This is a genomic window from Streptomyces sp. NPDC007896 (genome assembly GCF_042959425.1).
Classification (GTDB): Bacteria; Actinomycetota; Actinomycetes; order Streptomycetales; family Streptomycetaceae; genus Streptomyces.
In genome coordinates, this window is record NZ_JBIBKX010000015.1 from 265212 (window position 1) to 290419 (window position 25208).

Here is a 25208-nt window from a genome sequence, read left to right on the forward strand (position 1 = left end):
CTACCACGGCTTGTGTCGAAGTGGCTGTGATCCGTCTCTCAGCGGCTCGCCAGGAGGCCGTACAGCAGCGGAATGCGCGGCTCGTCCTCCGGCAGGCGCCACCAGCCGGACGGTGTACGCACCATCTGCGGCCAGCGCGGCCAGGGAAGCTCCTCGCTCTCCCGGAGCCGGCGGATACCCAGTCCCGCTCCTGTCAACGCGTTGACGACCTCGTCCATTCCGTGCATCCACTCGTAACTGTCGGTCGCGCCCTCGACGGCCGGTCCGTCGGTGTACGTGTAGGTCGCGTTCCTGTGCACGGCGTCCCGGCCGCCCAGGTAGTCGTGGCGCAGCAGCAGTTCGGTGCCCTCGCCCTCGGCGGGCTTGGGGCCCAGCGCGTTGAGCAGCGGATGGAACTCGGCGATGTACAACCGCCCTCCCGGGCGCAGCAGTTGCGCGATGACGGTGGCCCAGCGGTCCAGGTCGGGCAGATAGCACAGGGCGCCCTTGCCGGTGTAGATCACGTCGAACCGCCGCCCGTCCAGGGCTTCGACGGCGTCGTACACATTGGCTCGTACGTACGTCACGTCGGCGCCCGCCCGTGCCGCGATGTCGGTCGCGGCCGTCACGGACGCCTCGGAGATGTCCAGGCCGACGGTCCGCGCGCCGCGCTCGGCGAAGGCGATCGTCTCGGTGCCGAGGTGGCACTGGAGATGCAGCACGTCGAGGCCGGCCAGGTCCCCGAGGTCCTCCCACTCGAAGGCGGCGAACCAGCGCGCCGGGTCGAGTTTCTCGCCCAGCCCGTAGAACCGGCTGGCGAGATGGACGGGGGTCCGCGCGTCCCAGTTGGCCTGGTTGGCCCGCATCATCCGCTCGTGCTCGTCGGTCATGGAACCATCCAACCGCGGACGGAGGTGGATCCGGGGCAGGAACCGCGGATCGGCGCGTACGCCATCGCTGTCGGTCACGCGGTCGAGCAGGCAGAATCCTTTGTCGTAACGGCTCACGGCGCCTGCGCCGAACTCCCCACCCCCACAAGGAGACCTCCGGTGGACACCTCTCCCGGCACGCCGCACCGCATGGACCCGGCCGGCGGCTGCCCGCACGCCGACAACGCGCGGCTGCTGGAGCGCGGCGCCGTCGCGGCGGTGGTGCTGCCCGGCGAGGTGGAGGGGACGGCGGTGCTCGGGCACGAGGCGTTGAAGGAGTTCCTCGCGCATCCCGAAGTCGCCAAGGGCGCCCAGCACTTCACCGAGCTGCGGGAGGGGCGGATAGCGCCGGGGTGGCCGCTCGCGACCTTCGCGACCGTACGCGGGATGACGACGGCGGACGGTGAGGACCACCGTCGGCTGCGGTCGCTGGTGAGCAAGGCGTTCACCGCACGCCGGGTCGAGGAACTGCGGCCCCGGATCGAGGAGTTGACGGCGGGACTGCTCGACGACCTCCGGGCCGCGGCCGAGCGGGACGGCGGAGTCGCCGATCTGCGGCGGCACTTCGCGATGCCGCTGCCCATGGGGGTCATCGGGGAACTGCTCGGAGTGGACGCGGAGCACCGCGACCGGCTGCACCACCTGTCGAACCAGGTGGTCGCCACCGACATCGGCCCCGAGAAGGCCCTGGCGGCCAACCGTGAACTCGTCGCCGTGCTCGCCGCCGTGGCCGTCGCGCGGGGCGAGCGGCCGGGCGACGACCTCACCAGCGCGCTGATCGCCGCACGGGACGAGGAGGGCGACCGGCTCAGCCAGGAGGAGCTCATCGGCACCCTGGTACTGATGATCATCGCGGGGCACGAGACCACGCTCAACCTCCTCACCAACGCCGTACGGGCGCTCTGCGGCCATCGGGACCAGCTGGAGCTGGTCATGAAGGGCGAGGGCGGGGTGGGCTGGGCGGACGTGGTCGAGGAGACCCTGCGCTGGGACGCGCCCGTCAGCTACTTCCCCTTCCGCTATCCGGTGCGGGACCTGACCGTCGACGGCACGGTGATCCCCAAGGGGACACCCGTGCTGGCCGGTTACTCGGCGGCGGGGCGCGACCCGGCCGTGCACGGTCCGGACGCCGACCGCTTCGACGTCACCCGGCCCGGCAGGCCCGGCGCCGCCCGCCACCTCTCCCTCGGCCACGGCGCCCACTACTGCCTCGGTGCCCCGCTGGCGCGCATGGAGGCGACCATCGCCCTGGAGCGGCTGTTCACCCGCTTCCCCGACCTCGACCTCGCCGTGACGGAGGCGGAACTCTCCCGGCACTCCAGTTTTGTCGGCAACAGCGTGCGGGCACTTCCGGTACGGCTCGGCACCTCCCACGGCTGACCGCGCGCATACCGCCGTACGACACCGCGCCGCATACCAGCCATACGACACCGCGATGCCCCTGCGCCGACCCTTTTCTTGTTCTGGGCAATGGCCGTCCCTACGCTGCCAGCACCGCACACCGGCGGTACTGGACAAGGGACATGGCAATCATGGGTCGACTGGCCGGAAAAATCGCTTTCATCAGCGGAACGGGGGCCGGAATAGGGCGGGCCGCGGCCCAGGTATTCGCCGCGGAAGGCGCCATCGTATTCGGCTGCGACCTCGATGCCGACGCCGCCGCGGAAACGGTGGAACTCGTCGAGAAGGCCGGCGGCGTCATGCGGTCCCTCGCCCCGGTGGACCTCTCCACCGAGGCGGGCGCCCGCGAGTGGATCGACGCGGGGATCGAGGCCCTCGGCGGGATCGACATCCTCTACAACAACGCCTCCGCACTGCGGAACGGGCCGTTCGCGACCATGCCGGCCGAGGACTGGTACTTCACCATCAAGAACGAGCTCGACGTCCCCTACTTCTGCACGCAGGCGGCCTGGCCGCACCTGATCGCCCGCGGTGGCGGAGCCGTCCTCAACGTCGCCTCGGTGGCCGCCGTCCGGGGCGCCCCCTTCATGCCGATGGTCCCGCACGGCGCCGCCAAGGGCGGGGTGCTGGCGATGAGCAAGCACCTGTGCGCGGCCGGCGCCCCGCACCACATCCGGGTCAACACCATCGCCCCCGGCATGACCCGCACGTCCGCGACCGCGCCCTTCCTCGACGACCCCGACGGACCGAAGGCGCAGCTGGAGGCGCGGATCCCGGTGGGCCGGGTGGGCGAGCCCGAGGACATCGCGCGCGCCGCCGCCTTCCTCTGCTCCGACGAGGCGGCGTTCGTCAACGGCGCCAACCTGATGGTCGACGGTGGCGACAGCGCGATGGCGGGCTGAGCGCCGGTGACCGTCCGACTCGACCACGTGGGCGTCAACGTACGCGATCTGCCCGCCCAAACCATCTGGTACCAGGGGGCGTTCGGGCTCAGGACCGTCTTCGAGTTCACCCTCGAAGGACCCCATCTGAGCGCCGTCGTCCTGGAGCATCCGCACGGCTGGCGCGTCGAACTCCTCGCCAGGCCCGGATCCGCGCCGGGGCTGCGGGCCCCGGACCCGCTGACCGCCGCCCTCACCGAGGGATACGGACACTTCGCGGTCACCACCCCCGAACTCGACCCCCTCTACGCGGCTTTGGTGGCGCACGGAGCGGGCGAGGCCATGAAACCGGGTCCTTCCCCCGAACCCGGTATTCGCATGGCCTGGGTCACCGACCCCGAGGGAAATCTCATCGAACTCATAGAGAAAAACGCAGAGTGAGGGCACGCACGATGACGGATTCGATCTCCACGAGCTCTTTGAAGAAACTGGACCTCGGAACACTCATAGCCTGCTGTCTCGCAGTAGCCGCCGCGCAACTGTGCATTACCGTTCCGTCCCCCATCAATGGCGAAATCCAGGCCGCCTTCGGGGCGTCCGGTTCCCAGGTCGCCTGGGTCACGTCCGCCTTCATTCTCCCCACCGCCATTCTTGAACTGAATTTCGGTGTGGTCGGAGACCTCTTCGGCCGCAAGCGCCTGCTGGTGCTCGGCGGGCTCGTCCTGGCGCTCGGCGAACTCCTCAACGCCACCTCCCAGAACATCACCATGATGTGGACCGGGCAGGCGCTGGCCGGTATCGGCGCCGCGGCGCTCTTCCCCAGTTCCCTCGCGGTCATCGCGGCCGCGACTCCGGACGGGAAGGACCGTGCCAAGGCGGTCTCCACCTGGGCGCTCAGCATCTCCCTCGCCTCCGCTGTGGGACCGCTGTCCTCCGGTGTGCTCGCCACCGTCGCCGACTTCCGCTGGGCGTTCGTGCCGCCCGTCGTCCTCGGCCTGGCGGTAGCCGTCGCCTGCTGGAAACTGGTCACCGACTCCAAGGCCCCCGAAGGCCGCGCCCTGGACTGGCCGGGCCAGATCACCATCGCCGTCGGCCTCACCGCCCTGCTGTGGGGCATCATCGAGGGCGGCGACCGCGGCTGGGGCAGCGCGGCGATCGTCGGCGCGCTGGCCCTCGCGGCGGTGGCCCTCGTCGGCTTCGTCGTCGCCGAGACCCGCGCCGCCTCACCCATGTTCAACCTGGACCTGCTGAGGATCCCGTCCTTCGCCGCGGCGGCCGTCGTCGCCCTGGCCGGCATGTTCGGCTTCATCGGCACCGCGTACTGCGTCTCCATCCGCCTCGGCGCCGTGATGCATCTGAGCGCGCTGCGCGCCGGCATGCCGTTCGTGATCCTCCAGCTGATCCCGCTGCTCCTGGCACCGGTGCTCAGCAGGATGCTCACCCGCGTCGACGCCCGCTGGCTCCTGATGGGCGGCCTGCTGCCGATGGCCGCGGGACAGTTCTGGATCGCCGCGCTGCCCATCACCACGACCTCCCTCGCCGCCTTCATCGGGCCGGTGCTGCTGCTCGGCATCGGTTTCATCTGCGTCGTCTCCTCACTGACCTCGGCCGCCGTGAACGCCGTACCGATCCACATGACCGGCATGGCCAGCGGCGCCACCAGCCTGGTCCGCGAGTTCGGCCAGGGCCTCGGCCCTGCCGTCATCAGCACCATCGCGATGAGCGCCGCGTCCTCCGCCCTGGTGGGCAAGCTCAACGGCGCGGACGCCGGCATGGAGGCCGCCGCGGGCCCGCTCGCCGTCGTCAACGCGGGCAGCGACAGCGCCAGGGCCGCCGCGCAGACCGCGCTCGGCCACGGCATGGCCCTCGGCGTGGTGATCTGCGGCTGCGCCTCCCTGCTCGGCGCGCTGGTCACCCTGCTGCTGGTGCGCAAGAACACCGCACGGGCGGCGGTCGGCGCCACCGGTGAGCCGTCGGCGCGGACGGCTACCGCGTAGCGCGGATCTTCACGAAGAGGCCGGGACCCGGGTCCCGGCCTCTTCGCGTGCCCGGGGTGTCGATTCGGCGCGGTCCCGTTCGTCGGTGGGGTGTAGGAAGTTCATGAGCACCGGGAGGAACCATGAAGTACATGCTGCTGGTCTGCGGCGACGACACGGCCGACGCCTCCGGCATGGCACCCGTCGAACCCTGGGTGGAGGAGCTCGGCGCCGAACGGGGTGTGCGGCTGCACGGTCACCGCCTCAGCGATCCCGCCGACGCGGTCACCGTACGGGTGCGCGGCGGCGAGGTGCTGCGCACCGACGGGCCGTTCGCGGAGACGAAGGAGTACGTCGCCGGATACGACATCCTCGAGTGCGACAGCATGCAAGAGGCCGTCGAGGCGGCCGCCAAGCACCCCGTGGCATCCGTGGGGGCCATGGAGGTGCGCGCGTTCTGGGAGGACGAGGACGCCGAGGGGGAGATCCGCCGACTCGACGACGAGCTGACGGCGGCCTTCCGTGAGCGGGACGTCGACCGGTGGCTGGCCTGCCACACGCCGGACACGGAGGTGTTCCACCCGATGAGCGGCCTGGAGGGAAGCGGAACCGATGCCCTCCGCAAGGCCCAGGAGTGGTTCTACTCCACCGTGACCGGGCCCGTGCGCCGCGAGGTGCTCGCCTTCCGGCTCCGTGTCGACGAGAGCGTCGCCTTCAGCCACGGGCTCGTCCGGATCCGGGGCACGTTCACCACGGGCGAGCCGCTGGACAGCACCGTGCGCGTGACGACCGGCTACCGTGCCGTGGGAGACCGTTGGCTGATCGCCCATGAGCACGCGTCGGTCCCGTTCGACGCGGGCATCGAGGAGGTCCGGTCATGAAGTACGTCCTGTTCATCTGCACCCCCGTCGGCGGCGAGGAGCTGAGCCCCGCCGAGATCGCCGACGACCCCCGCTTCACCTCGTACATCGAGGAGGTCCGAAGCCGCGACATCGTCAAGGGCGGCGCACGGCTGCGGCCCTCCACCGACGCCACCACCGTCCGTGTCCAGGGCGACGAAGTCCTGCTCAGCGACGGGCCGTTCGTGGAGTCCAAGGAGTACGTGGCCGGCTTCGACCTCATCGAGGTCGCCGACCTCGACGAGGCCATCGCGCTCGCGTCCCGGCACCCGGCGGCGCTGGGCGGCGGCTCGGTCGAGGTGCGGCCGGTCTGGGAGTGAGCGACATCGGTGACGTGGAGGCGGCGGTCGCCGCCGCCTTCCGCGAGGAATGGGGCCAGGTCGTCGCCACCCTGATCCGGGTGACCGGCGACTGGGACCTCGCCGAGGAGTGCGCGCAGGACGCCTTCGCGCAGGCCCTGGACCGGTGGCGGCGCGACGGAGTGCCGAGCCGCCCCGGCGCCTGGCTGACCACGACCGCGCGCCACCGGGCTCTGGACGTGCTGCGCCGCGAGGCGGTGGGGGCCCAGAAACTGAGGGAGGTGGCCGTGCTGGCGCGGGACGACGGGCCCTGCGACCCGGAGTGCGACGGCGACGACAGCGGCGTCCGCGACGACCGTCTGCGTCTGATCTTCACCTGCTGCCACCCGGCGCTCCCCATCGAGGCCCGGGTGGCACTGACCCTGCGCACCCTCGCCGGGCTCACCACCCCCGAGATCGCCCGCGCCTTCCTGGTGCCCGAGGCGACCATGGCGCAGCGCCTGGTGCGCGCCAAACGGAAGATCCGCAACGCCGGCATCCCCTACCGCGTACCGCCCGCGCATCTGCTGCCCGAACGCACCACCGGCGTCCTCGGCGTGGTCTACCTGCTCTTCAACGAGGGGTACGCCGCCACGTCCGGCACCGATCTGGTGCGTACGAACCTCTGCGCGGAGGCCATCCGGCTCGCCCGTGTCCTGGCCCGCCTGATGCCCGACGAACCCGAGGTCCTCGGTCTGCTCGCCCTCCTGCTGCTGCACGACGCCCGGCGCGCCACCCGGGTGGACACGGCCGGCGAGCTGGTGACGCTGGAGGACCAGGACCGTACGGCCTGGGACAGGGCCGCCGTCGACGAGGGCGCCGCCCTCCTGGAGACCGCCCTGCGCCGCGGACGCCCGGGGCCCTACCAGATCCAGGCCGCCATCGCCGCCTGCCACACCACCGCCGCGACGGCCGAGGACACGGACTGGGCCGACATCGCCGCGCTGTACGGGGAACTGGCGCGCTTCGTGCCCTCCGCCGTGGTGCGGCTCAACCGTGCGGTGGCGGTGGGCATGTCCGAGGGCCCGGAAGCGGGGCTGGCGCTCGTCGCGGAGCTGGAGCGGGAGGGCGAGCTGGACGGCTACCACCTGCTGCCCGCCACCCGCGCGGACCTGCTGCGACGGATGGGACGCCCGGTGGAGGCGGCCGAGGCGTACGCCCGGGCGCTGGAGCTCGTGGAGAACGCGGCCGAGCGGCGCTTTCTGGAGAAGCGGCTCGCGGAGTGCCGATCGGCGTAGGACCCGTCCCCGGTCCGGGCGGTCACGGCGACCGTCCCCGGACCGGGCGGTCACACCGAGTCGAGCGCGTTCGTGATCGCCTTCACGCCGCCGTGCGCCGAGTAGCCGCCGTCCACGGTGATCTCGGCGCCGTTCACGTAGGACGACTCGTCGGAGAGCAGATACACGACCAGCGGCGCGACCTCCTCGCAGCTGCCCGGGCGGCCCTGCGGAGTCATCGAGAGGTGCGCCCGCGTGAAGACCGGGTCGGCCGTCGCCATCAGGGGGGTCTCGATGTAGCCGGGGTGGATGACGTTCGTACGGATGCCGCGCGGCGCCAGTTCCAGCGCGGCCACCTTCGACAGGCCCCGCAGCGCCCATTTGCTCGCCGTGTACGCGACCGCGTGATGGGCGGTGAGAGCGGCCACCGAGCCGACGTTCACGATCGAGGACCCGGGTGGCATCAGCGGGGCGAGGGCCTGGACGCCGAGCATCGGGCCGGTGGTGTTCACCGCGAACGCCCGGTTCCAGTCGGCGAGTTCGACCGTGCCGAGGCGGGCTCGCATGGGGATCCCGGCGTTGTTGACGAGCCCGTGCACGGCCTCCAGGGTGCTAGTCAGGGCCGCCCAGTCGTCCGGGGACGACACGTCCAGGTGGTGGTAGCGCACGTCGCGGCCGTCGGCGCGCAGGGCGGCGGCGAGCTTCTCGCCGGGCTCGTCGAGGACGTCCGTGGCGACCACCGAGGCCCCCTCGTGGGCCGCCGCCGCCACCTCCACGGCTCCCTGGCCCTGTGCGGCTCCGGTGATGACGACGGTACGACCGGCCAGGCGCGTGCGGCTCACGGCTTCCTCCAAGGGGGGCGTGGGTTCGCTCCCCACGCTAGGAAACGGGGGCCAGCTCCGGAAACGCGTGTTCGCCATGGCTGGCATCCACGCCGACGATCTCCGCGGGCGCGGGATCGTCCAGCGACGCGCCCACCTTGCGGACCGTCTCCCGCAGCCACCGGTGCGCGGGATCCGCGTGCCGGTTGTGGTGCCAGTACATGGCCTCCACGAGCGGCACGTCCGGGAACGGCGTCGGTACGACGGCACAGCGGGCGAAGCCCTCGTAGCGGCGGGCGAGCCGCTCGGGCACCAGGGCGACCAGGTCGGTGCCGCTCACCAGGAACGGCAGCACGTTGAAGCCGGGCGTGCTGACCTGCACCCTGGGCGTGATGCCGAGCGTCTCCAGCTGACGGTCGGCGGGTGTGAGCTTGCCGATGCCGCACGCCGCGTGCGGCATCTCCGCCAGGTCGCGCAGGGCGAGCCGCCCGTCCACCAGGCGCGGGTTGTCGGGGTCGACGAGACACACGAACCGGTCGTGCATCACGGCCTCGCTGACGCCCGGCAGCTGGTACCCGAGCGGCACGATCATCAGGTCGTGACAGCGCAGATGGGTCTCCGTCTCCAGCTGCCCGTCCACGATGGGGTGGAAGTCGATACGGACGCCCGGCGCCTCCTGCGCGATGGCCCGCAGCAGCGGCTCCACGAACACCGTCATCACATAGTCCGACATCACCACCGAGAAGCGCTGCCGGCTGCGTGCGGGCTCGAAGTGCCGGGTCAGCGAGAGCGCCTCCTCGGCCTTGTGCAGGGAGGCCTGGACGACCGGCAGCAGGCGCTCCGCGAGCGGCGTCAGCTCGTACTCACGCCCCACCCGCACCAGCAGCTCGTCGTTGAAGTGCCGCCGCAGCCGGGCAAGCGAGCCGCTCATCGCGGACTGGCTGGTGGACAGCCGCACCCCGGCGTGGGTGACGTTCTTCTCCTCCAGGAGGGCTTCCAGCGCCACCAGGAGATTCAGGTCGATCGCTCCGAGACCCATGTGTGTCTCCTTCCGGCCGCGTCGTTGAAGCTCGGTGAAACGGGAGCGTAACGACCGGGTTCCCGCCGAGGAAAGGTCCGGGAGACAACTCACAGGGATCCGATGGCAGCCATCGGATCCCCGGATGTGTGCAGGTCGAAAGGGGTACGGAGGGTTATGGCCGGGGCGTACGGCCGCGCTTGCGGGCCCGTGGCAGGTACACGTCCGTGCGCCCGGGGACGATCCGGTTGGAGACACTGCCGAGGCGCTCCACGGTGAGCGTCACCTCGTCCCCGGGCTTCAGGGGCGGCGGCGTACGTTCCCCGACGCGCCCCCAGAACTCCGCGAGCGCCCCCCAGCCGCAGGTGCCCGAGCCGAGGATGTCGCCGGGGCGCACCCAGGTGTCGCGGGCGGCGTAGGCGACCATCTCCTCGAAGGTCCAGGAGACGTTGGCGAGGGTGTCGCGGCCGATCAGCTCGCCGTTGAGTGCGACCGTCATCTCCAGGTCGAGGAAGCCGTCCGGGTCACGCCGGTCCGCCACCTCGTCGGCCGTGACCAGGTACGGGCCGAGGGTGTTCGCGAAGTCCTTGCCCTTGGAGAAGCCGAGCCCGAGGTTCTTCTCCGGTTTCTGCAGATCGCGCGCCGACCAGTCGTTGAAGACGAGATAGCCGACGATGTGCTCGCGGGCCCGCTCGGGCGTGAGGTCCCGGCCCGCGCGGCCGACGACCGCGCCCACCTCCAGCTCGAAGTCGAGCACCGAGCAGCCCGCCGGTAGCGGAACGTCGTCGTGCGCGCCGTAGGCCGCGTGCGGGTTGGTGAAGTAGAAGTTCGGCGCCCGGTACCACTCCTCGGGCACCTGCTCCAGACCGTCCAGCGACTTGGCGACACCCTCGATGTGCGCCTCGAAACCGACGAAGTCCCGGATGGACGGCGGCTTCAGCGGGGGCAGCAGCCGCACCTGATCCACCGTCAAGTCGCTCTCGACGCAGAGCGCTTCGCTGCCGGCGGCATGCAGCGCCTCCTGCTCGACGAGCGACAGGACGGTGGTGCCGGACGGCAGCGGATGGATGATCCCCTCCCGGACGACCCCGGCGCGCTCCACGCCCTCGTACGCGTATGTCGTGAACCGCATGCCCTATCGCTCCCAGTCGTTGGTGTTGGTGACGGTCCCGGCGCTCAGATGGCCCACGAAGAGGCCCTTCGGGTCGCGAGCCGCCCGGATCTCCCGAAGCCGCTCCCACTGCGCGTCACCCATGAACCTCAGCTGCCGCACGGTGAAGTCGCAGTCCCCGAGGTACTGGCCCGCGGTCACCGGCCGCATCGCCGCCATCGCCTCGTCGAGCCAGCCGCGCAGCTCGGCATCGCGCCCGGCATCGTCGTGGATGACGTAGGTGGCGCAGTAGATCTCGGACTGCAAGGAGAAGGCCATGTCCGGGAGTTCACGCAGCGGTGCCATCGAGAACCAGATGGTGAAGGTCTGCCGGGTCGGCTGCTCGGTGAACGCCTTCCGGATCGCCGGCACGACCTCGCCGGCGGAGCCGGTCAGCCAGGCGTTGTCGACGAGATAGCGGTGCCCCTCGGGGTTGGCCAGGCGCTGGCCCTGAAGCTGCTCGGCGAGGGTCGTCGGCTGCGCCTCGATCCGCAACAGCGCCCGGTCCGCGTACGGGTTGGTGTGCAGCGGGGCCAGTGCCTCGGCGGCCTGCTCGGCGGTGTCGGTCATCGACACGCCCGTGACCAGCAGCACCGGCCCGTCCCCGTCGGGCGGGGTCTGTGTCAGGGCGACGATCTCGACCAGGTCGGAGACGGTGTGGTGCATGCCGTGCAGCCAGGTCATGACCTCGTCGAAGAGGGCGAGCGGGTACGCGTGCACGGTGTGCGCCAGATGCTTCGGCAGCGGGCGGGTGCGCAGATGGAAGCGGGTGACGACCCCGAAGAACCCCGGGCCCGCGCCGCGCGCCGCCCAGAACAGGTCGCTGTGGTGCGTCTCGTCCGCACGCACCAGCTCGCCCTCGGCGGTGACGACGTCGATCGCGACGACGTTCTCGGCGGCCCAGCCCCATCCGCGCGCGTTCCAGCCCTGCCCGCCCTGGAGCAGAAAGCCGCCGATGCCGACGGAGGGACAGTGCCCGCCGTTGAAGAAACGCCCGAACTCCCCCAGATACGGGTTGAGTTCGTCGCCGCCCTTGACGCCGGGGGCCGCCGTCACGATCCCGGTCCGCGGGTCGTACGCCATCTCGCGCAGGCCCCCGAGGTCGATCAGCAGCGCGTCCTCGCGCACCGACCAGGCGGCCCAGCTGTGCCCGCCGGAGCGGACCGCGACCTGCCAGCCCCGTTCCAGGGCGAGTCGTACGCCGTCGACGACGTCCTGTTCGGACGCGGCCGTCAGCACGGCGGCGGGGGTGCGGTCCGACGGGCGGCGGGCGTTGAAGACCCGGCCGAAACACGCCTCCTCGAAGTCCTCGTCGCCGGGGAAGTGGAGGGCGTCTGAGAAACGGTTGATGTGCACGCTCGTACTCACTTGACCGCGATCGGGTTGACGGGAGCGCCCACCGCGCCGGTCACCGGCAGTGGCGCCGCGATCAGCAGGAACTCGTGGACACCGTCGGCGGCGCAGTCCTCGGCCAGCTCCTCCAGGTCCCACATCTCGCCCAGCGGGAGGCCCATGTTGGGGATCGCGATCTGGTGCAGCGGGGACATCGCCGGCTGGGCGAACTCGTACGGGCGTACTTCGAGTCCCCAGGTGTCGGAGGCGATCGCGGCGATCTCCGTACGGTGCAGCCAGCCGAGCGTGGTGAAGGAGAGGCCCGGGGCGTCCCCGGCGGCGTACCCACCCCACGCGCCGAGTCGCCGTACCCGCCCCAACTGCCCGGTCCTGACGAGGACCAGATCGCCGCGCCGCACGGACGAGGTGGCGCCCTGCGCCTCGATCGTGGCGCGCAGATGCTCCTCCAGGATCGGGAAACCGTCCGGGAGTTCGCCGTGTTCGTCGCCGACCGCGCGGCCCACGTCGAGCAGGACACCGCGGCCGGTGAAGGCGTCCTTCATGTGCTCGATGCCGGTGACCGAGTCCCCGTCGCCGTTGACGATGGTGCACGGACGGCCGTTCCAGGCCTGCTTGTTGTCGTAGATGTGTCCGAGGCCGTCCCACTGGGTGGAGGCCTGGAGCGGCATCACGACATGGTCGTCGGCGCCCCCGAAGCCGTGCGGGAAGCCCTGCGTCCCGGCGGCCGCGTCCGAACCGGTGTCCTTCATGTAGTGGACGGGGTTGATCCGGCCACGGAAGCCGCGTTGCGGGCCCCTCTCGTTGAACTCCTGGGAGAGTGAGAACGACCGGCCCCGCCGGACCAGGCCCGCCGCGTGCGCCCGTATCGCGTCGTCGATGAAATTGAGCGTGCCCAGCACGTCGTCCTCACCCCAACGGCCCCAGTTCCGGTAGGCGGAACGGGCCTTGGCGAGCTCTTCCTCAATCGGACCCAGGCTCATCGGGTACGTCCATTCTGTAGCAGGTCGAGAGCGTTGCCCCCGGCGACGGCGACACGGTCGGCCGGGGACAGCCCGGCGGCGTCCAGCCGGGCCACCGGGTCCTCGACGCCCATGTCGAAGGGGTGATCGGTGCCGAGGACGACCCGGTCCGCGCCGACCTCCTCGACCAGATGGCGCAGGCCGCCCGGGGTGTAGACGAGCGCGTCGAACCACATGCGGCGCAGATACGCGCTCGGCGGCTCCACGCAGCCGCGCGCGTCCTCGCGCATGTGCCAGGCGTGGTCGGAACGGCCGATGTACGTCGGCAGATAGCCCCCGCCGTGCGCCGCGACGAGCTTGAGTCGCGGGAAGCGGTCCAGGACACCGGTGAAGATGAGGTGCGAGAGCGCGACCGTCGTCTCGACGGGCTGCCCGACCGTGTTGCCGAGGTAGTGCGTGGCCAGCCGTTCCCCGAGCGAGCAGCCCCAGGGGTGCACGAAGACGACCGCGCCGAGCTCCTCGGCCCGCTGCCACACCGGGTCGTGCGCCGGGTCCGCGAGCTCCGCTCCGTCCACGGTCGTCGACACGCTGATCCCGTACAGGCCGTACTCCGTGACCGCCTTGTCGAGGAGCGCGACCGCGAGGTCCGGATGCTGGAGCGGGACCGTGCCCAGGCCGTACAGCCGCTCCGGCGCGACCGCGCAGTGCGCGGCCACGGCCTCGTTGACCGTGTGCGCCAGGCGTACGGCGAGATCCGCGTCCGCCCAGTAGTGGTGCATCGGCATCGGGCCGACCACCTGGAGGTCGACGCCCATCGCGTCCAGGTCCGCGAGCCTGGTCGTGACGTCCGTCAGCTTCGGTGCCAGGCGCTGGAGCTGGGCGCGGTTGACCGCCAGTGACGTGGGGGAGTGCGCCCGCTGTTCGGCTGCCAGCTCGGCGGCCAGGCCGGGCGTGCCCGCGCACAGCGCGTCGGCGGCGGGAACGGCGAGGTGACCGTGGAAGTCCACGACGGGATGGTTCATGCGGCGGCCGTCAGATAGTCCAGGGTCTCCGACATGATCCGGCCGGGGTCCGCGCCGGGCGTCTCCGGATGGATCTCCCAGTCGGCGAGGCGCAGCGAGTTCTCCAGCACCACCCGCACCCGGGGCAGCCGGCGCGCCATGAACGTGTCGAGCGCCTTGTCCAGCGGCGCCCCGCCGGTGACGAGTTCCGCGAGCACGACCGCGTCCTCGGCGCACATCGCGGCGCCCTGCGCGATCAGCGGCGGGCAGGCGTGCGCGGCGTCCCCGATGATCACCGTACGGCCCCGGTACCAGGGCTCGTCGACGAGGATCGCCTCGATCCACCGGTAGTCGACCGGGGTGTCGTCCGGCAGCGAGGCGAGGATCCTGCCCCAGGTGCCGCCGTACCCGGCGCCGCGCTCGCGCAGCAGCGACAGCGGGGCGCGCGGCCCGATCAGCGAGGCGTCGAGGTTCTCGTCGAGCAGATAGGCGTAGCACTGGTCGGGCGAGATGGGGCTGTAGCCGGCCTTGTAGCGCGGACCGCCGTAGTACACCTCCGCGCAGTCCATCTCGGGCGGGCGCCGCGCGACCACCCGGAAGATCGACATACCCACCGGGCGGGGCCTGGTGGTGATCCCGATCAGCTGCCGCATCCGCGAGTTGATGCCGTCGGCGCCGACCACGAGGTCGTAGCGGCCGCTGGTGCCGTCGGTGAACGTGACGTCCACATGGCCCAGGGACTGGTCGAGCTTCGCCACGCTCAGCGCGAGCCGGACGCGTACCCCCTGCGCGTAGACCGCGTCGCACAGCGCGTCCTGCAGGTCCGAGCGCAGCGCGCCCGCCGTCGACGGCAGCTCCACGCCGCCGGTGTGCGGGGTGCGCAGCTCGGCGAGCAGTCCGCCGTCGGCCCGGCGCAGCCGCATCACGTCGAACGGGACGGCCCGGGCGAGCACCCGGTCGAGCACGCCCACCGAGCGCAGCGCCTTGAGCGCGTTGCCCTGGACGGTGATGCCGTGGCCCACACCGAACCACTGGGGCGATACCTCGGCGAGTTCGACCTCGGCGCCCCGCTGGGCGAGCGCGAGCGCGAGCACGCTACCGGTGATGCCGCCGCCGACGACGAGCACCTTGTGTACGGGCATGGGCGATCCTTGCGAACGTAGAAGAAGAACAGGGGTGCGGTCAGGCGGTGAAGCGGTCGCCGAGCGTGCGGTAGTGCTCGACGGCGGGTGGCGCGGCGAAGAACGGGCCGACCAGGGCGCGCCACCGCTGGAAGCGCTCGGAGCCGCGGAAGCCGACCGTGTGCGCCTCCACGGACGTCCAGCCGACCAGCAGCAGATAGCGGTCCGGGCGCTCCTCGCAGCGCAGCAGCTCGGTCCAGCGGAACCCGTCCGCCTCGGCGAGCACCTCGCGAGCCTTGTCGAAGACGGCCTCGAAAACTCGCTCACGACCGGCTTCCACGGTCAGCTCGGCATGCTCGACGATCACACTCGCTCCTCAGGTCCGATGGTGCTCCGAGCCTGCTCGGAGGGTCGTTGCAGGGTCAACGGATCGAGGCATCGGCAAGGGGGACGTCATCCATCCCGTACGACGATGGGCCGCTGATCACACGGCCTGAGGCCCCCTGATGGCAGGCATCGCGGATCGTCATTTCCGCCCCGCCCCCGCGCTGCCTAGCGTCGACGGCAAGCCACCCGCCGTACGAGGAGACCGCCCGTGCCCGACCGACTTCCCTCCCCCAAGTTCTCGGCTGCGCTCGAACAGGGAGGGACCCCCCTCACCGGACCGTTCGCCCTCGGCACCTTCGGGGACGGCTCCCGGGTCTTCCCGGGCCTGGTCGTCGGGCCCCGGGTACGTGACCTGTCCGACCTGGCCCCGTCCCTGCGCGCGGTCGTCGAGGACTGGGAGGCCCTCTTCCCGCGCCTGGTCGACCTCGCCCAGGAGACCGCCGACGCCTGGCACGACCTCGCCGACCTGCGCGTCCTCGCCCCCATCGAGCCCGGCCAGATCCTGCAGAGCGGCGCCAACTACCGCAAGCATGTGGTGGACCTGGTCGCCGCCGAGAAAGAGAGCGTGCACGGCGCCACGCCCGAGGAGGCCCGCGCGGACGCCGAGCGGATGATGGACGAGCGGATCCGCAGCGGCGTCCCGTACGTCTTCCTCGGCTCGCCCCGCGCGATCTGCGGCCCGTACGACGACATCGTGCTGCCCGCGCTCGGTGAACAGCACGACTGGGAGCTCGAACTCGCCCTCGTCATCGGCAGAACGGGCAAGAACATCCTGGTCGAGGACGCGATGTCGTACGTCGCCGCCTACACCATCTGCAACGACCTCACCACGCGCGACCGGCTGTACCGGCCCGACCTCAAGGCCATCGGCACCGACTGGTTCACCGCCAAGAACGCCGACACCTTCCTGCCCACCGGCCCCTTCCTCGTACCGGCCGCCTTCGTCGGAAACCCCACCGAAGACGCGGACGTCCGGATCACCCTGCGCCACAACGGAGTCGTGCGCCAGGACGAGTCCACCAAGGACATGATCTTCGACATTCCCCGGCTCATCGCCTACGTCTCCACGACCACCACCCTGCGCCCCGGCGACCTGCTGCTCACCGGCTCCCCGGCGGGCAACGGCGCGCACTGGGGCGTCTTCCTCAAGCCCGGAGACGTCATGGAGGCGGAGATCACGGGCCTTGGCCACCAGCGCAACACCGTCAGGAGCGGACAGTGACCAGCACCTTCCAGCCCATCACCCATCTCCGCCATGTCGACCTGGCCGTACCGGACTTCGCCAGGCAGCGCGCCTTCTACGGCACCACCTGGGGCCTGACCGAGGTCGCCGGCGACAGCGGGATCGCCTTCTTCGCCGCCGAGGGCAGCCCCGAGCAGTACATCGTCCGCATCCGCGAGGACGAGCGGAAGCGGATGGACCTGGTCGCCTTCGGCGCCGTCTCGCCGGCCGCCGTGGACGAGCTGCATCTGCGCCTCGGGCGGTCCGGAGTCCAACTCATCGGCGAGCCGGGGGCTTTGGACACGCCCGGCGGCGGATACGGCTTCCGCTTCTTCGACCCGGACGGCCGGGTCGTGGAGGTGTCCGCCGACGTCGAGACGCGCGCACACCGCAGGATCGAGGAGCGCGAGGCGATCCCGGTGCGCCTCTCGCACTGCGTGGTCAACTCCCGGGACCCGGAGGGGCTGCGGGACTTCTACGTCCGGCACCTCGGCTTCCGGCTCACCGACACCCTGTACTCGGCGCACATGGGCGACCTCATGTACTTCCTGCGGTGCAGCCCGCTCCACCACTCCTTCGCCATCGCCCGCGGCCCCCATGTCTCCCTGCACCACGCCTCGTTCGAGATGCGCGGAGTGGAGGAGTACATGCGCGGTACGGGGCGGGCGCTGCGCGCCGGTACCCGGCTCACCTGGGGTCCCGGCCGCCATCTCGCCGGCGACAACACCTTCTCCTACTTCCACGACCCGCACGGGAACACGGTCGAGTACACGACCGAACTCGCGGTCCTGGAGGAGGATCTGTGGCACCCGGGCCGCCACGACGTGGACGATCCGATCACCCAGGACCAGTGGGGCACCGCCGACCCGATGAGCGAGTCGGTCGCCAAGGAGCAGTTCAACGACCCCGACGTGCTGTTCGTCGCACCCCCCGTGTAGCCGTCGACCGCCGTCAACCACCCTCAGAAAGGCCCCAGTTGTGGCAACGATCCTGAAGCACGCCGTACCGGGGGCGGAGGTCACCGCCTCGCTCGACCAGGTGCGCGAGACCGTGGCCGGCGTCATCGCGGACATCCGCGAGCGCGGTGACGCGGCCGTGCGCGCGTACTCCGAGAAGTTCGACCGGTGGAGTCCCGACGCCTTCCGGCTCTCCGCCGAGGAGATCGAGAAGATCGTCGCCTCGGTCCCGCGACAGGCCATCGACGACATCCGCTTCGTCCAGGACCAGGTGCGCTCCTTCGCCCGCCACCAGCTCGACTCGATGGGCGAGTTCGAGGTGGAGACCCTGCCGGGCGTCAGGCTCGGGCAGAAGCACATCCCGGTGCGGGCGGCCGGCGCGTACATCCCCGGCGGGCGTTACCCGCTCACCGCGTCGGCGCACATGACCATCGTCACGGCGAAGGTCGCGGGCGTGCCACGGGTCGTCGCCTGTACGCCCCCGATCCACGGCGAGATCCCCGCGGCCACCGTCGCCGCCGCGCACCTCGCGGGCGCGGACGAGATCTGGCTGCTGGGCGGGGTGCAGGCCGTGGCCGCGATGGCCGTCGGCACGGACACGATGGAGCCGGTGAACCTGATCGCCGGGCCGGGCAACGCCTATGTCGCCGAGGCCAAGCGCCAGCTGTTCGGCGAGATCGGCATCGACCTCTTCGCGGGCCCGACGGAGATCCTGGTCCTCGCCGACAGCGCCGCCGACCCCTTCGTGTGCGCCGTCGACCTGCTCTCCCAGGCCGAGCACGGACCCGACTCCCCGGCCGTCCTGATCACCACCTCCCGCGAGATCGCAGAGAAGACCATCGCCGAGGTCGAGCGGCTCCTGCCGGGCATGCCCACACGCGATTTCGCGGAGCCCGCCTGGCGCGATCACGGGCAGGTGCATGTCGTGGACTCCCTCGACGAGCTGTACGCGCTCGCCGACGCGTTCGCCTTCGAGCACGTCGAGGTCCTGACCGCCGAGCCGCGCGAGGCCCTGCGCAGGATGACGCAGTACGGCGCGCTCTTCCTGGGCGAGGGCACCTGCGTGTCCTTCGGCGACAAGGTCATCGGCACGAACCATGTGCTGCCGACCCGGGGCGCCGCCCGCTACACGGGCGGCCTGTGGGTGGGGAAGTACCTCAAGACGGTCACCTACCAGGAGGTCACGGACACCGGCTCGGGGGCCTTGCTCGGCCGGCTGTGCGGGCGCGCCTCACGCGTCGAGCTGTTCGAGGGGCACGCCCGCTCCGGTGACGTACGGGCGGCGAAGGCCGCGGGCGACGAACTGCCGTGGAACCAGGCATGACCCTGCACGGGCGTACGGCGCTGATCACGGGCGGCGGCGGACCGCTGGGGCGGGCCTTCGCGCTCGCCCTGGCGCGAGCCGGGGTCCGGGTGGTCCTCGTCGGCCGGAGCGAGCGGGCCCTCGCCGACGCGGCGGCGCTGGTGGCCAAGGAGGGCGCAGGGGCCCGTACGGCGGTGTGTGACGTCTGCGACCCGGAGTCGGTGCGCGCCCTGGCCCTCGAACTCGCCGACGAGGAGGTGTCGTTGCTCGTCAACAACGCCGGAGTCGCGGGACCGGTGCGGCCGCTCACCGACATCGAGCCGCAGGAGTGGGACGAGGTGTTCGCCGCCAACGTCCGCGGGGTGTACCTGATATGCCGGGCCTTTCTGCCGCCCATGATCGCGGCCGGACGCGGTGACATCGTCAACATCGCCTCCGTGAGCGGGAAGCGGCCGCTGCTGAACCGCACCCCGTACACCGCCTCCAAGATGGCGCTCCTCGGTCTGACCCGGACGCTGGCGGGCGAGGTCGGACCGTACGGCGTCGCGGTCAACTCCCTTTCCCCCGGACCGGTTCGAGGTCCGCGCATGGACCGCAACTTCCGGCTGACGGCCGAGCTGACCGGGACGAGCGTCGAGGCCGCCGAGCGGGACTTCGCCTCGCGCTCCGCGCTGGGCCGGCTCGTGGAGGAGGACGAGGTCGCCCGGGCGCTGGTGGCGATGCTCGCGATGCCGGGGCTGTGCGGGGCGGACATCGACCTGTCGGCGGGGATGATCGCCCCGGCGTAGTCCCAGGCGCGCGGGGAGCACGGTGTGGGGAGCACGGTGTGGCAATCACGGTGTGGCGAGCGCGGTGTGGCGGACGGTCCAGGCTGTCCGCCACACCGTCGTGCGTTCCCCGCAGGCCCGTCTGTGACCACACTGTGTGACGGCCATGAACCGGGCCGCACGATCTGAGACATCGCCCTCCCGTATGTGTCCGCAAGGCGACTACTCCCTTGTGCGCAGGGCTGATTCACTTTCCCACGCGCACCTCTGGTGCCTCCGCCCGAGCCGTCGCCCCCATGAATCCGACGGCCGGCCGGTCACGTTGCGCGACGGCGCACTCGATCTCTGGGAAGGCATGCAATGACGCTGATCACCCGACGTTCGTTCCTGATCGCCGGTACGGCCACGGCCGGAGCCCTGCTCGTCCCGGCGGCCCCCGCCGTGGCGGCGGGGCCCGCGGCGAAGACGACCAAGGCGGACAAGATCTCCGTGGGGGCCGGCGAGACGTACCAGCTCTCGGCGACCACGCGCGTGAGCGAGCTGTCCATAGCCGAAGGCGGAAAGGTCACCGCGCCCGACGGGTACAGCGTCACCCTCACCGTCGACGGGGTCGAGACCGGGCAGCTCCTCACCGAGACGGGCGGGACCGAGACGCTGATCTCCGCCGGCACCTACCAGGGCGACATCGTGCTCACCGTGGCGGAGGCCAACGCGGTCACCTATCAGACCGTCACCTTCCCCTTCCGGCAGGCCCTTTACGTGGGCGCCGACGGAGTGGACCGCGCCAAGTCCGTCCTGTCCGGCGTCGTCGGCGGCACGCTCACCGACACCCTCGCCCGCAACGTCGCGATCACCTCCACCGGCGAGTGCTTCGACGGGGTCTTCGTGAAGAACGGCGCCTACACGCTCAAGAGCCCCGCCATCTCCCTCACGGGCAACGGGCGTTGCGACTTCGCTGGATACGGCGCCGCGGTCGTCGGCACCGGCTCTTCCACGACGCTCGTCGTGGACGGCGCCAGGATCACCAACAAGGGCGTGGTGCGCACGACGGTCATCGCTGACGACGGCGCCAACGTCATCGTGAAGAACTCCCGCCTGCGGGCCCGCAACGGCACGCTCCCCGCCGACTACCAGGCGACCGTGGAGACCCCGTACATGGAGTCCGTGCCGTGGATGCTCGGCCTGGACGGCAACGTCCGCGCCACCAACCTCATCGGCGCCGGCACCAAGGCGACGTACATCAACTCGACCGTGCAGTCGGAGACCTGGGGAGCCCTGTCGGTGGAGGGCGGCAGCGGGCTCCAGCTGACGGCGATCAACAGCAGCGTCGGCAACACGGGAACGTACGGCTACGGCACCTACGCCATCGGGGACGCCACCGTCCGCGTGCTCGGCTCGCAGTTCGATGTCGGCTCCTACGCCACCATCTGCGCGGGCCCGGCCGCCTCGATCCACTACGGGGACAGCACTCGCGAAGCCGTCGCGGCACTCAACTCCTCGCTCGGCCTCGGACTGACCAAGGCCGAACTGGCGGCCATCCCGGGCCGGATCACGGTCGTCAACTCGGGCCACTTCGGCTTCATGTTCTTCGGTACCGGCACACTGAAGGTGGACGGCGGCACGGTCATCACCTCCGCGCAGACCACCTTCCTCAACAAGGGCCAGCAGACCTCGATCACGGTGGACGGATCGGACGGTGCGCAGCTCAACCCCGGCAACGGGATCATCCTGCAGATGATCGAGAGCGATGACCCGGGCCCGGTGAACGTCGACGGCAAGATGATGAACGTCGGCGTCTACACCGAGCCCACGGGCGACCCCGCCAAGGACGCCTCCTTCGACCCGGCCTCGGTCCACACGGCCGACGGCGCCGCCACCTTCACCTCCATCGCGCTGGCGGGCGACTTCTACAACGGCATGCGCGCGGGCAAGAACATGGTCCTCACCTTCGAGGACTCGACCGTGCAGGGCGTCATCTCGGCCACGAAGGCCGAGCACCGCGTCAGCACGATCGACTCCTCGAACTTCTACGAGCTGGGCCAGGTCACCAACACCGTCCAACCCGCCGTCAACAACGGCGTGATCGTCCAGCTGAACAGCGGCTCGGCCTGGACCGTGACGGGCACCTCGTACCTGACCAGGCTGACCGTCACCGCCGACGCGGCGGTACGGGCGGCGAGCGGCAAGTCCGTGACCATGACGGTCGACGGCACACAGACGGCCATCGAGGCAGGCGGCGACTACTCCGGCGCGATCGTCCTCACGGTCGGCTGAGCGGCCGGGGGCGTCCGAGGCCGAGGCCCGGCGGGCGATGACCGACGCATATCCTCTCCCGCATGGTTGATCGTCTTATGGTTGATGTGGGAGGGGTCCGGCTCGTCTGCCAGGTGCGGGGTCAGGAGTCCGCTCCGCCGCTCGTCCTGTTGCACGCGCTCGGCGAGGACAGCGCCGACTGGGCCGAGGTGATGCCCGCCCTCGCCCGCGGGCGACGGGTGTACGCCCTCGATCTGCGCGGGCACGGACGGAGCGACTGGCCGGGGGAGTACTCGCTCGAACTCATGCGTGCCGATGTGCTCCGGTTCCTCGACGTGCTGGGACTCGGCACGGTGGACCTGATCGGACACTCCATGGGCGGGGTCGTGGCCTACCTGCTCGCGCAGGAGCGACCGGAGCGGGTGAGCCGGCTCGTCCTGGAGGACGTGCCGGTTCCGCGGCCTCGCGAGAAGACCACTCCGACCAGGCCGGACGGCGAGCTCACCTTCGACTGGGACATGGTGACGGCCATCAGAAGGCAGATCGACACGCCCGACCCGGCGTGGCTGGAGGGACTGAGCAGGATCACCGCCGACACACTGGTGCTGGCCGGCGGACCGGGCAGCCATGTGCCCCAGGACGGCATCGCCGAGCTCGCCCGCCGCGTCCCCGGCGGGCGAGTCGTCACGATCCCCGTCGGACACCTCATCCACAGCGCGGCGCCTCAGGCGTTCACGGAGGCGGTGTGCGCGTTCCTGGACGAGGGCAGGGACGCTGGCTAGCGGCCGGGGCCCAGGTCGAAGATCCCGTACGCGAAACCCTCGGCGGTGATCGTGGAGCCGTTCACCGTGACCCCGTCGGCCTCTACCGGCGTCCCGGCGCGAGCACCGTCGTAGGCGTAACTCGCCCTCTGTTCCTGTGGGTTGATGACCACGAGGTACCTTCCACCGCGCAGGTAGACGAACGGATGGCCGGCGTGCAGCACCTCCACCGAGCCCCGGGAGCCGAGCTGCGGGGTGTGGGTGCGCAGGGTGACGAGGCGGCGTACGAGGTGAAGGAGCGAGGTCTCGTCGGCGCGCTGGGCGGCGACGGTCGGGCGGGTGGGCGACGGGTCGACGGGGAGGTGGAGGCGGTCCGGCGCGGCCGTGGAGAAACCGGCGTTCGGGCCCTCGTCCCACTGCATCGGTGTGCGCGAGCCCGCGCGGTTGTAGCGGGGGCCGAGGACGCTGCCCTCCTGGTCGGGCAGGCCCGGAAGGTAGCGCATGCCGATCTCGTCGCCGTAGTAGATCGCCGGAAGCGTCGGCCAGGTGAGCTGGAACGCGAAGGCGGCGGGCAGTTGCTCGGGTGTGCGCGGGCCGCAGTTGAGGCGGGAGAAGTCGTGGTTGGCGGTGGGCAGGGAGATGAAGCCGCTCGCGCCGAGCGCCGTGGACGCCTTCTCCCAGGCCTCGAGGAAGGGGCGCGGCGAACCCCGGCCGCTGCGGTCGAAGAAGCAGTCGAGCGGGTCCCAGCTCTCGTTGACCGTCCCCTCGCCGTTGCTCCACAGCGAGCGCAGGGCGAGGCCGTCGGTGGGGCCGCCGAACTGGAGGAAGAAGTCCGCGTGGAAGCCCGCCGGGACGGACACCTCCGGCTCGCCCCACTCCGAGAGCAGCACCGCGTCCGGATGCGCGTCGTCCAGCCAGTGGCGCAACTCGGCCCAGACCTTGGCGGTTTCCGTCTTGTCCGGGTCGTCCTTGACGAGCGAGGCGGCCATGTCGACACGGAAGCCGGACAGGCCGAGCCCCAGCCAGTGGTCCATGATCGTGCGCAGCGCCGCCCGGTTGGCGCGCGGCCCCTCGGCGTCGACCGGCAGGCGCCAGGGCTCGGCGGAATTCGCCCGCGCGTAGCCGAAGTTGAGGGCGGGCTGGAAGGCGAAGAAGTTCGGCAGGTACGCGCCCGGGCGGGTGCCGGGAGAGGGGACGAAGCCGTCGGGACGGCCTTCGGACGCCCAGATGTACCGGTCGTCGGCGGGATCGTTCGCGGCGGCCTCGAACCACGGGTGCTCGTCGGAGGTGTGCCCTGCCACGAGATCCAGCAGGACCCGGATGCCGCGCCGGCCCGCCTCGTCGACCATCTTGGCCAGGTCGTCAAGGGAGCCGTAGCGGGGTGCGACGGCCAGGTAGTCGCTGACGTCGTACCCGGCGTCGCGGAACGGTGAGACGAAGCACGGGTTCAGCCACACGGTGTTCACGCCCAGCCACGCGAGGTGGTCGAGGCGCTCGGCGATCCCGTTGAAGTCGCCGATGCCGTCGCCGTCGGAGTCGGCGAAGGACTGCGGATAGATCTGGTAGAAGACGGCGTCGGCCAGCCAGGCGGGGGCAGGACGGAACGAAGTCATGAACGGGACCCTAGACCGGCGCCCGGGGCGCGCGCTGCCCCTAAGCTGAGGGTGATGTTCACCCCGCAAGGTCCCACCCTCCGCGAACTGGCCGCGCAGGCCCTGTCCTCCGTCGAGCACGGCTATGACCTGCTCGCACCCAAGTTCGACCACACGCCGTTCCGGACTCCGGACGCGATCCTCGACGCCGTGGCCCGTGCACTGGGCCCCATCGGCCCGTTCGACCACGGTCTCGACCTGTGCTGCGGCACGGGCGCGGGCATGGAGGTGCTGAGCGAACTGTGCCGGGAGAGGGTCACCGGGGTCGACATCAGCGCGGGGATGCTGGCCGTGGGGCGGGAGCGGGCGGGTGCGGGGAAACCGAAGCGTACGGATGCGGACGCGCCGGGGGTCGCGCGCCCCGGATCGTACGAGGGCGTGGACCGCGGGACGTCGCCGCGCCCCGCGTGGGTACGGGGTGACGCGCGCGCTCTGCCCTTCGGCCCCGTCTTCGATCTCGTCGTCAGCTTCGGCGCGTTCGGGCACTTCCTGCCGCGCGAGCTGCCGGGACTGTTCACCCAGGTCCACTCGGTACTGCGACCGGGCGGGCACTTCGCGTTCCCGGTCACGGCCCCGCCGCGTCCGAGTTCGCCCTGGTACTGGGCCCTGTTGGGCTTCGACGCGGCGATGCGGGTGCGCAACGCCGTCTGGCGGCCGCCGTTCGTCATGTACTACCGGGCGTTCCGGCTCGGCGACGTACAGCGGGAGCTGAGGCTGGCGGGGTTCGAGGTGGAGCTCCTGGCGCTGCCCGAGTTCGGGTGGCGGCGTGACGGCAGTCCGCGATGCCGGATGGTGGTGGCCACCCGAAGCGGCGGCGCCTCCTCCGCCGCTTCGGATGCCGCTTGCGGTTCCGGCTGACCCGCG

Annotated in this window: 24 protein-coding genes; 14 read left to right on the plus strand and 10 right to left on the minus strand. The window is 71.2% G+C overall.

The genetic code is table 11. The annotated features are described in order from the left end of the window. Positions 1-38: 38 nt before the first annotated feature. A complete protein-coding gene (locus ACFZDJ_RS39405) occupies positions 39-869 on the minus strand; it encodes a methyltransferase (protein ID WP_391066293.1) in 831 nt (276 codons plus the stop codon). 159 nt (positions 870-1028) lie between these two features. Here ACFZDJ_RS39405 and ACFZDJ_RS39410 point away from each other — a divergent pair, with 159 nt between their 5' ends. The 7 genes from ACFZDJ_RS39410 to ACFZDJ_RS39440 all read left to right on the plus strand — a co-directional run bounded on the left by ACFZDJ_RS39410 (position 1029) and on the right by ACFZDJ_RS39440 (position 7641). Then, positions 1029-2288, plus strand: a complete 1260-nt coding sequence (locus ACFZDJ_RS39410) for a cytochrome P450 (protein WP_391066295.1) — start codon at positions 1029-1031, stop codon at positions 2286-2288. 143 nt (positions 2289-2431) lie between these two features. After that, positions 2432-3211 carry an SDR family oxidoreductase gene (locus ACFZDJ_RS39415; protein ID WP_390931642.1) on the plus strand — a complete coding sequence of 260 codons (780 nt, stop codon included), beginning with the start codon at positions 2432-2434 and terminating at the stop codon, positions 3209-3211. Between the two features lie 6 nt (positions 3212-3217). Next, complete coding sequence (locus tag ACFZDJ_RS39420) at positions 3218-3631, plus strand: VOC family protein (RefSeq protein WP_390931644.1); 414 nt, start codon at positions 3218-3220, stop codon at positions 3629-3631. Between the two features lie 11 nt (positions 3632-3642). Next, a complete protein-coding gene (locus ACFZDJ_RS39425) occupies positions 3643-5187 on the plus strand; it encodes an MFS transporter (RefSeq protein ID WP_390931646.1) in 1545 nt (514 codons plus the stop codon). A 122-nt stretch (positions 5188-5309) separates the two neighbouring features. Beyond that, on the plus strand, positions 5310-6047 hold the full coding sequence (locus ACFZDJ_RS39430) for a nuclear transport factor 2 family protein (protein ID WP_391066298.1): 738 nt from the start codon (positions 5310-5312) through the stop codon (positions 6045-6047). Beyond that, positions 6044-6385 carry a YciI family protein gene (locus tag ACFZDJ_RS39435; protein ID WP_351433051.1) on the plus strand — a complete coding sequence of 114 codons (342 nt, stop codon included), beginning with the start codon at positions 6044-6046 and terminating at the stop codon, positions 6383-6385. Before ACFZDJ_RS39430 ends, ACFZDJ_RS39435 begins: the two co-directional genes overlap by 4 nt. Next, complete coding sequence (locus ACFZDJ_RS39440; RefSeq protein WP_391066301.1) at positions 6382-7641, plus strand: sigma-70 family RNA polymerase sigma factor; 1260 nt, start codon at positions 6382-6384, stop codon at positions 7639-7641. Before ACFZDJ_RS39435 ends, ACFZDJ_RS39440 begins: the two co-directional genes overlap by 4 nt. A 50-nt stretch (positions 7642-7691) precedes the next feature. Here the strand turns inward: ACFZDJ_RS39440 and ACFZDJ_RS39445 are convergent, their stop codons facing one another. The 8 genes from ACFZDJ_RS39445 to ACFZDJ_RS39480 form a co-directional block, all read right to left on the minus strand. Continuing rightward, positions 7692-8462, minus strand: a complete 771-nt coding sequence (locus ACFZDJ_RS39445) for an SDR family oxidoreductase (protein WP_391066303.1) — start codon at positions 8460-8462, stop codon at positions 7692-7694. 37 nt (positions 8463-8499) lie between these two features. Further along, on the minus strand, positions 8500-9480 hold the full coding sequence (locus ACFZDJ_RS39450; protein WP_168506193.1) for a LysR family transcriptional regulator: 981 nt from the start codon (positions 9478-9480) through the stop codon (positions 8500-8502). Between the two features lie 154 nt (positions 9481-9634). After that, positions 9635-10591 carry a fumarylacetoacetate hydrolase family protein gene (locus ACFZDJ_RS39455; protein ID WP_390931653.1) on the minus strand — a complete coding sequence of 319 codons (957 nt, stop codon included), beginning with the start codon at positions 10589-10591 and terminating at the stop codon, positions 9635-9637. A 3-nt stretch (positions 10592-10594) separates the two neighbouring features. Next, a complete protein-coding gene (locus ACFZDJ_RS39460; RefSeq protein WP_391066489.1) occupies positions 10595-11965 on the minus strand; it encodes an FAD-binding protein in 1371 nt (456 codons plus the stop codon). 8 nt (positions 11966-11973) lie between these two features. Continuing rightward, positions 11974-12942, minus strand: coding sequence for a cyclase family protein (locus ACFZDJ_RS39465; protein WP_391066306.1), 969 nt, complete (start codon positions 12940-12942; stop codon positions 11974-11976). Next, the gene (locus tag ACFZDJ_RS39470; protein WP_390931655.1) at positions 12939-13943 is read right to left on the minus strand and encodes an amidohydrolase family protein; all 1005 of its coding nucleotides are present in this window, start codon (positions 13941-13943) and stop codon (positions 12939-12941) included. The genes ACFZDJ_RS39465 and ACFZDJ_RS39470 overlap by 4 nt, the downstream gene beginning before the upstream one ends. Further along, the gene (locus ACFZDJ_RS39475; RefSeq protein ID WP_390931657.1) at positions 13940-15064 is read right to left on the minus strand and encodes an FAD-dependent monooxygenase; all 1125 of its coding nucleotides are present in this window, start codon (positions 15062-15064) and stop codon (positions 13940-13942) included. The genes ACFZDJ_RS39470 and ACFZDJ_RS39475 overlap by 4 nt, the downstream gene beginning before the upstream one ends. A 40-nt stretch (positions 15065-15104) precedes the next feature. Next, a complete protein-coding gene (locus ACFZDJ_RS39480) occupies positions 15105-15410 on the minus strand; it encodes an antibiotic biosynthesis monooxygenase (protein WP_390931659.1) in 306 nt (101 codons plus the stop codon). Positions 15411-15638: 228 nt separating this feature from the next. Between ACFZDJ_RS39480 and ACFZDJ_RS39485 the strand changes: the two genes are divergently transcribed. The 6 genes from ACFZDJ_RS39485 (at position 15639) to ACFZDJ_RS39510 (ending at position 22713) form a co-directional block, all read left to right on the plus strand. Beyond that, on the plus strand, positions 15639-16652 hold the full coding sequence (locus ACFZDJ_RS39485) for a fumarylacetoacetate hydrolase family protein (protein ID WP_391066309.1): 1014 nt from the start codon (positions 15639-15641) through the stop codon (positions 16650-16652). After that, positions 16649-17590, plus strand: coding sequence for a VOC family protein (locus tag ACFZDJ_RS39490; RefSeq protein ID WP_391066312.1), 942 nt, complete (start codon positions 16649-16651; stop codon positions 17588-17590). Before ACFZDJ_RS39485 ends, ACFZDJ_RS39490 begins: the two co-directional genes overlap by 4 nt. A 40-nt stretch (positions 17591-17630) precedes the next feature. Then, on the plus strand, positions 17631-18932 hold the full coding sequence (gene hisD, locus ACFZDJ_RS39495) for a histidinol dehydrogenase (protein WP_391066315.1): 1302 nt from the start codon (positions 17631-17633) through the stop codon (positions 18930-18932). Continuing rightward, positions 18929-19699 (plus strand): SDR family NAD(P)-dependent oxidoreductase, encoded by a 771-nt coding sequence (locus ACFZDJ_RS39500; protein ID WP_391066318.1) that lies wholly within the window; start codon positions 18929-18931, stop codon positions 19697-19699. Before hisD ends, ACFZDJ_RS39500 begins: the two co-directional genes overlap by 4 nt. 339 nt (positions 19700-20038) lie before the next feature. Beyond that, positions 20039-21952 (plus strand): hypothetical protein, encoded by a 1914-nt coding sequence (locus ACFZDJ_RS39505; protein ID WP_391066321.1) that lies wholly within the window; start codon positions 20039-20041, stop codon positions 21950-21952. A 62-nt stretch (positions 21953-22014) separates the two neighbouring features. Beyond that, positions 22015-22713, plus strand: a complete 699-nt coding sequence (locus tag ACFZDJ_RS39510) for an alpha/beta fold hydrolase (protein WP_391066324.1) — start codon at positions 22015-22017, stop codon at positions 22711-22713. Here the strand turns inward: ACFZDJ_RS39510 and ACFZDJ_RS39515 are convergent. Further along, positions 22710-24305, minus strand: coding sequence for an alpha-amylase family glycosyl hydrolase (locus ACFZDJ_RS39515; protein ID WP_391066327.1), 1596 nt, complete (start codon positions 24303-24305; stop codon positions 22710-22712). The two genes, ACFZDJ_RS39510 and ACFZDJ_RS39515, sit on opposite strands and share 4 nt — an antisense overlap. 54 nt (positions 24306-24359) lie before the next feature. Between ACFZDJ_RS39515 and ACFZDJ_RS39520 the strand changes: the two genes are divergently transcribed. Beyond that, positions 24360-25202 carry a methyltransferase domain-containing protein gene (locus tag ACFZDJ_RS39520; RefSeq protein WP_391066330.1) on the plus strand — a complete coding sequence of 281 codons (843 nt, stop codon included), beginning with the start codon at positions 24360-24362 and terminating at the stop codon, positions 25200-25202. Positions 25203-25208 lie beyond the last annotated feature (6 nt).

Coding starts and splice junctions, on each gene's coding strand:
- ACFZDJ_RS39425 (WP_390931646.1), top strand. CDS start 3,643: ATGACGGATTCGATCTCCACGAGCTCTTTGAAGAAACTGGACCTCGGA.
- ACFZDJ_RS39510 (WP_391066324.1), top strand. CDS start 22,015: ATGGTTGATCGTCTTATGGTTGATGTGGGAGGGGTCCGGCTCGTCTGC.
- ACFZDJ_RS39415 (WP_390931642.1), top strand. CDS start 2,432: ATGGCAATCATGGGTCGACTGGCCGGAAAAATCGCTTTCATCAGCGGA.
- ACFZDJ_RS39520 (WP_391066330.1), top strand. CDS start 24,360: ATGTTCACCCCGCAAGGTCCCACCCTCCGCGAACTGGCCGCGCAGGCC.
- ACFZDJ_RS39405 (WP_391066293.1), bottom strand. CDS start 869: ATGACCGACGAGCACGAGCGGATGATGCGGGCCAACCAGGCCAACTGG.
- ACFZDJ_RS39435 (WP_351433051.1), top strand. CDS start 6,044: ATGAAGTACGTCCTGTTCATCTGCACCCCCGTCGGCGGCGAGGAGCTG.
- ACFZDJ_RS39505 (WP_391066321.1), top strand. CDS start 20,039: ATGACGCTGATCACCCGACGTTCGTTCCTGATCGCCGGTACGGCCACG.
- ACFZDJ_RS39475 (WP_390931657.1), bottom strand. CDS start 15,064: ATGCCCGTACACAAGGTGCTCGTCGTCGGCGGCGGCATCACCGGTAGC.
- ACFZDJ_RS39515 (WP_391066327.1), bottom strand. CDS start 24,305: ATGACTTCGTTCCGTCCTGCCCCCGCCTGGCTGGCCGACGCCGTCTTC.
- ACFZDJ_RS39450 (WP_168506193.1), bottom strand. CDS start 9,480: ATGGGTCTCGGAGCGATCGACCTGAATCTCCTGGTGGCGCTGGAAGCC.
- ACFZDJ_RS39465 (WP_391066306.1), bottom strand. CDS start 12,942: ATGAGCCTGGGTCCGATTGAGGAAGAGCTCGCCAAGGCCCGTTCCGCC.
- ACFZDJ_RS39470 (WP_390931655.1), bottom strand. CDS start 13,943: ATGAACCATCCCGTCGTGGACTTCCACGGTCACCTCGCCGTTCCCGCC.
- ACFZDJ_RS39455 (WP_390931653.1), bottom strand. CDS start 10,591: ATGCGGTTCACGACATACGCGTACGAGGGCGTGGAGCGCGCCGGGGTC.
- ACFZDJ_RS39430 (WP_391066298.1), top strand. CDS start 5,310: ATGAAGTACATGCTGCTGGTCTGCGGCGACGACACGGCCGACGCCTCC.
- ACFZDJ_RS39500 (WP_391066318.1), top strand. CDS start 18,929: ATGACCCTGCACGGGCGTACGGCGCTGATCACGGGCGGCGGCGGACCG.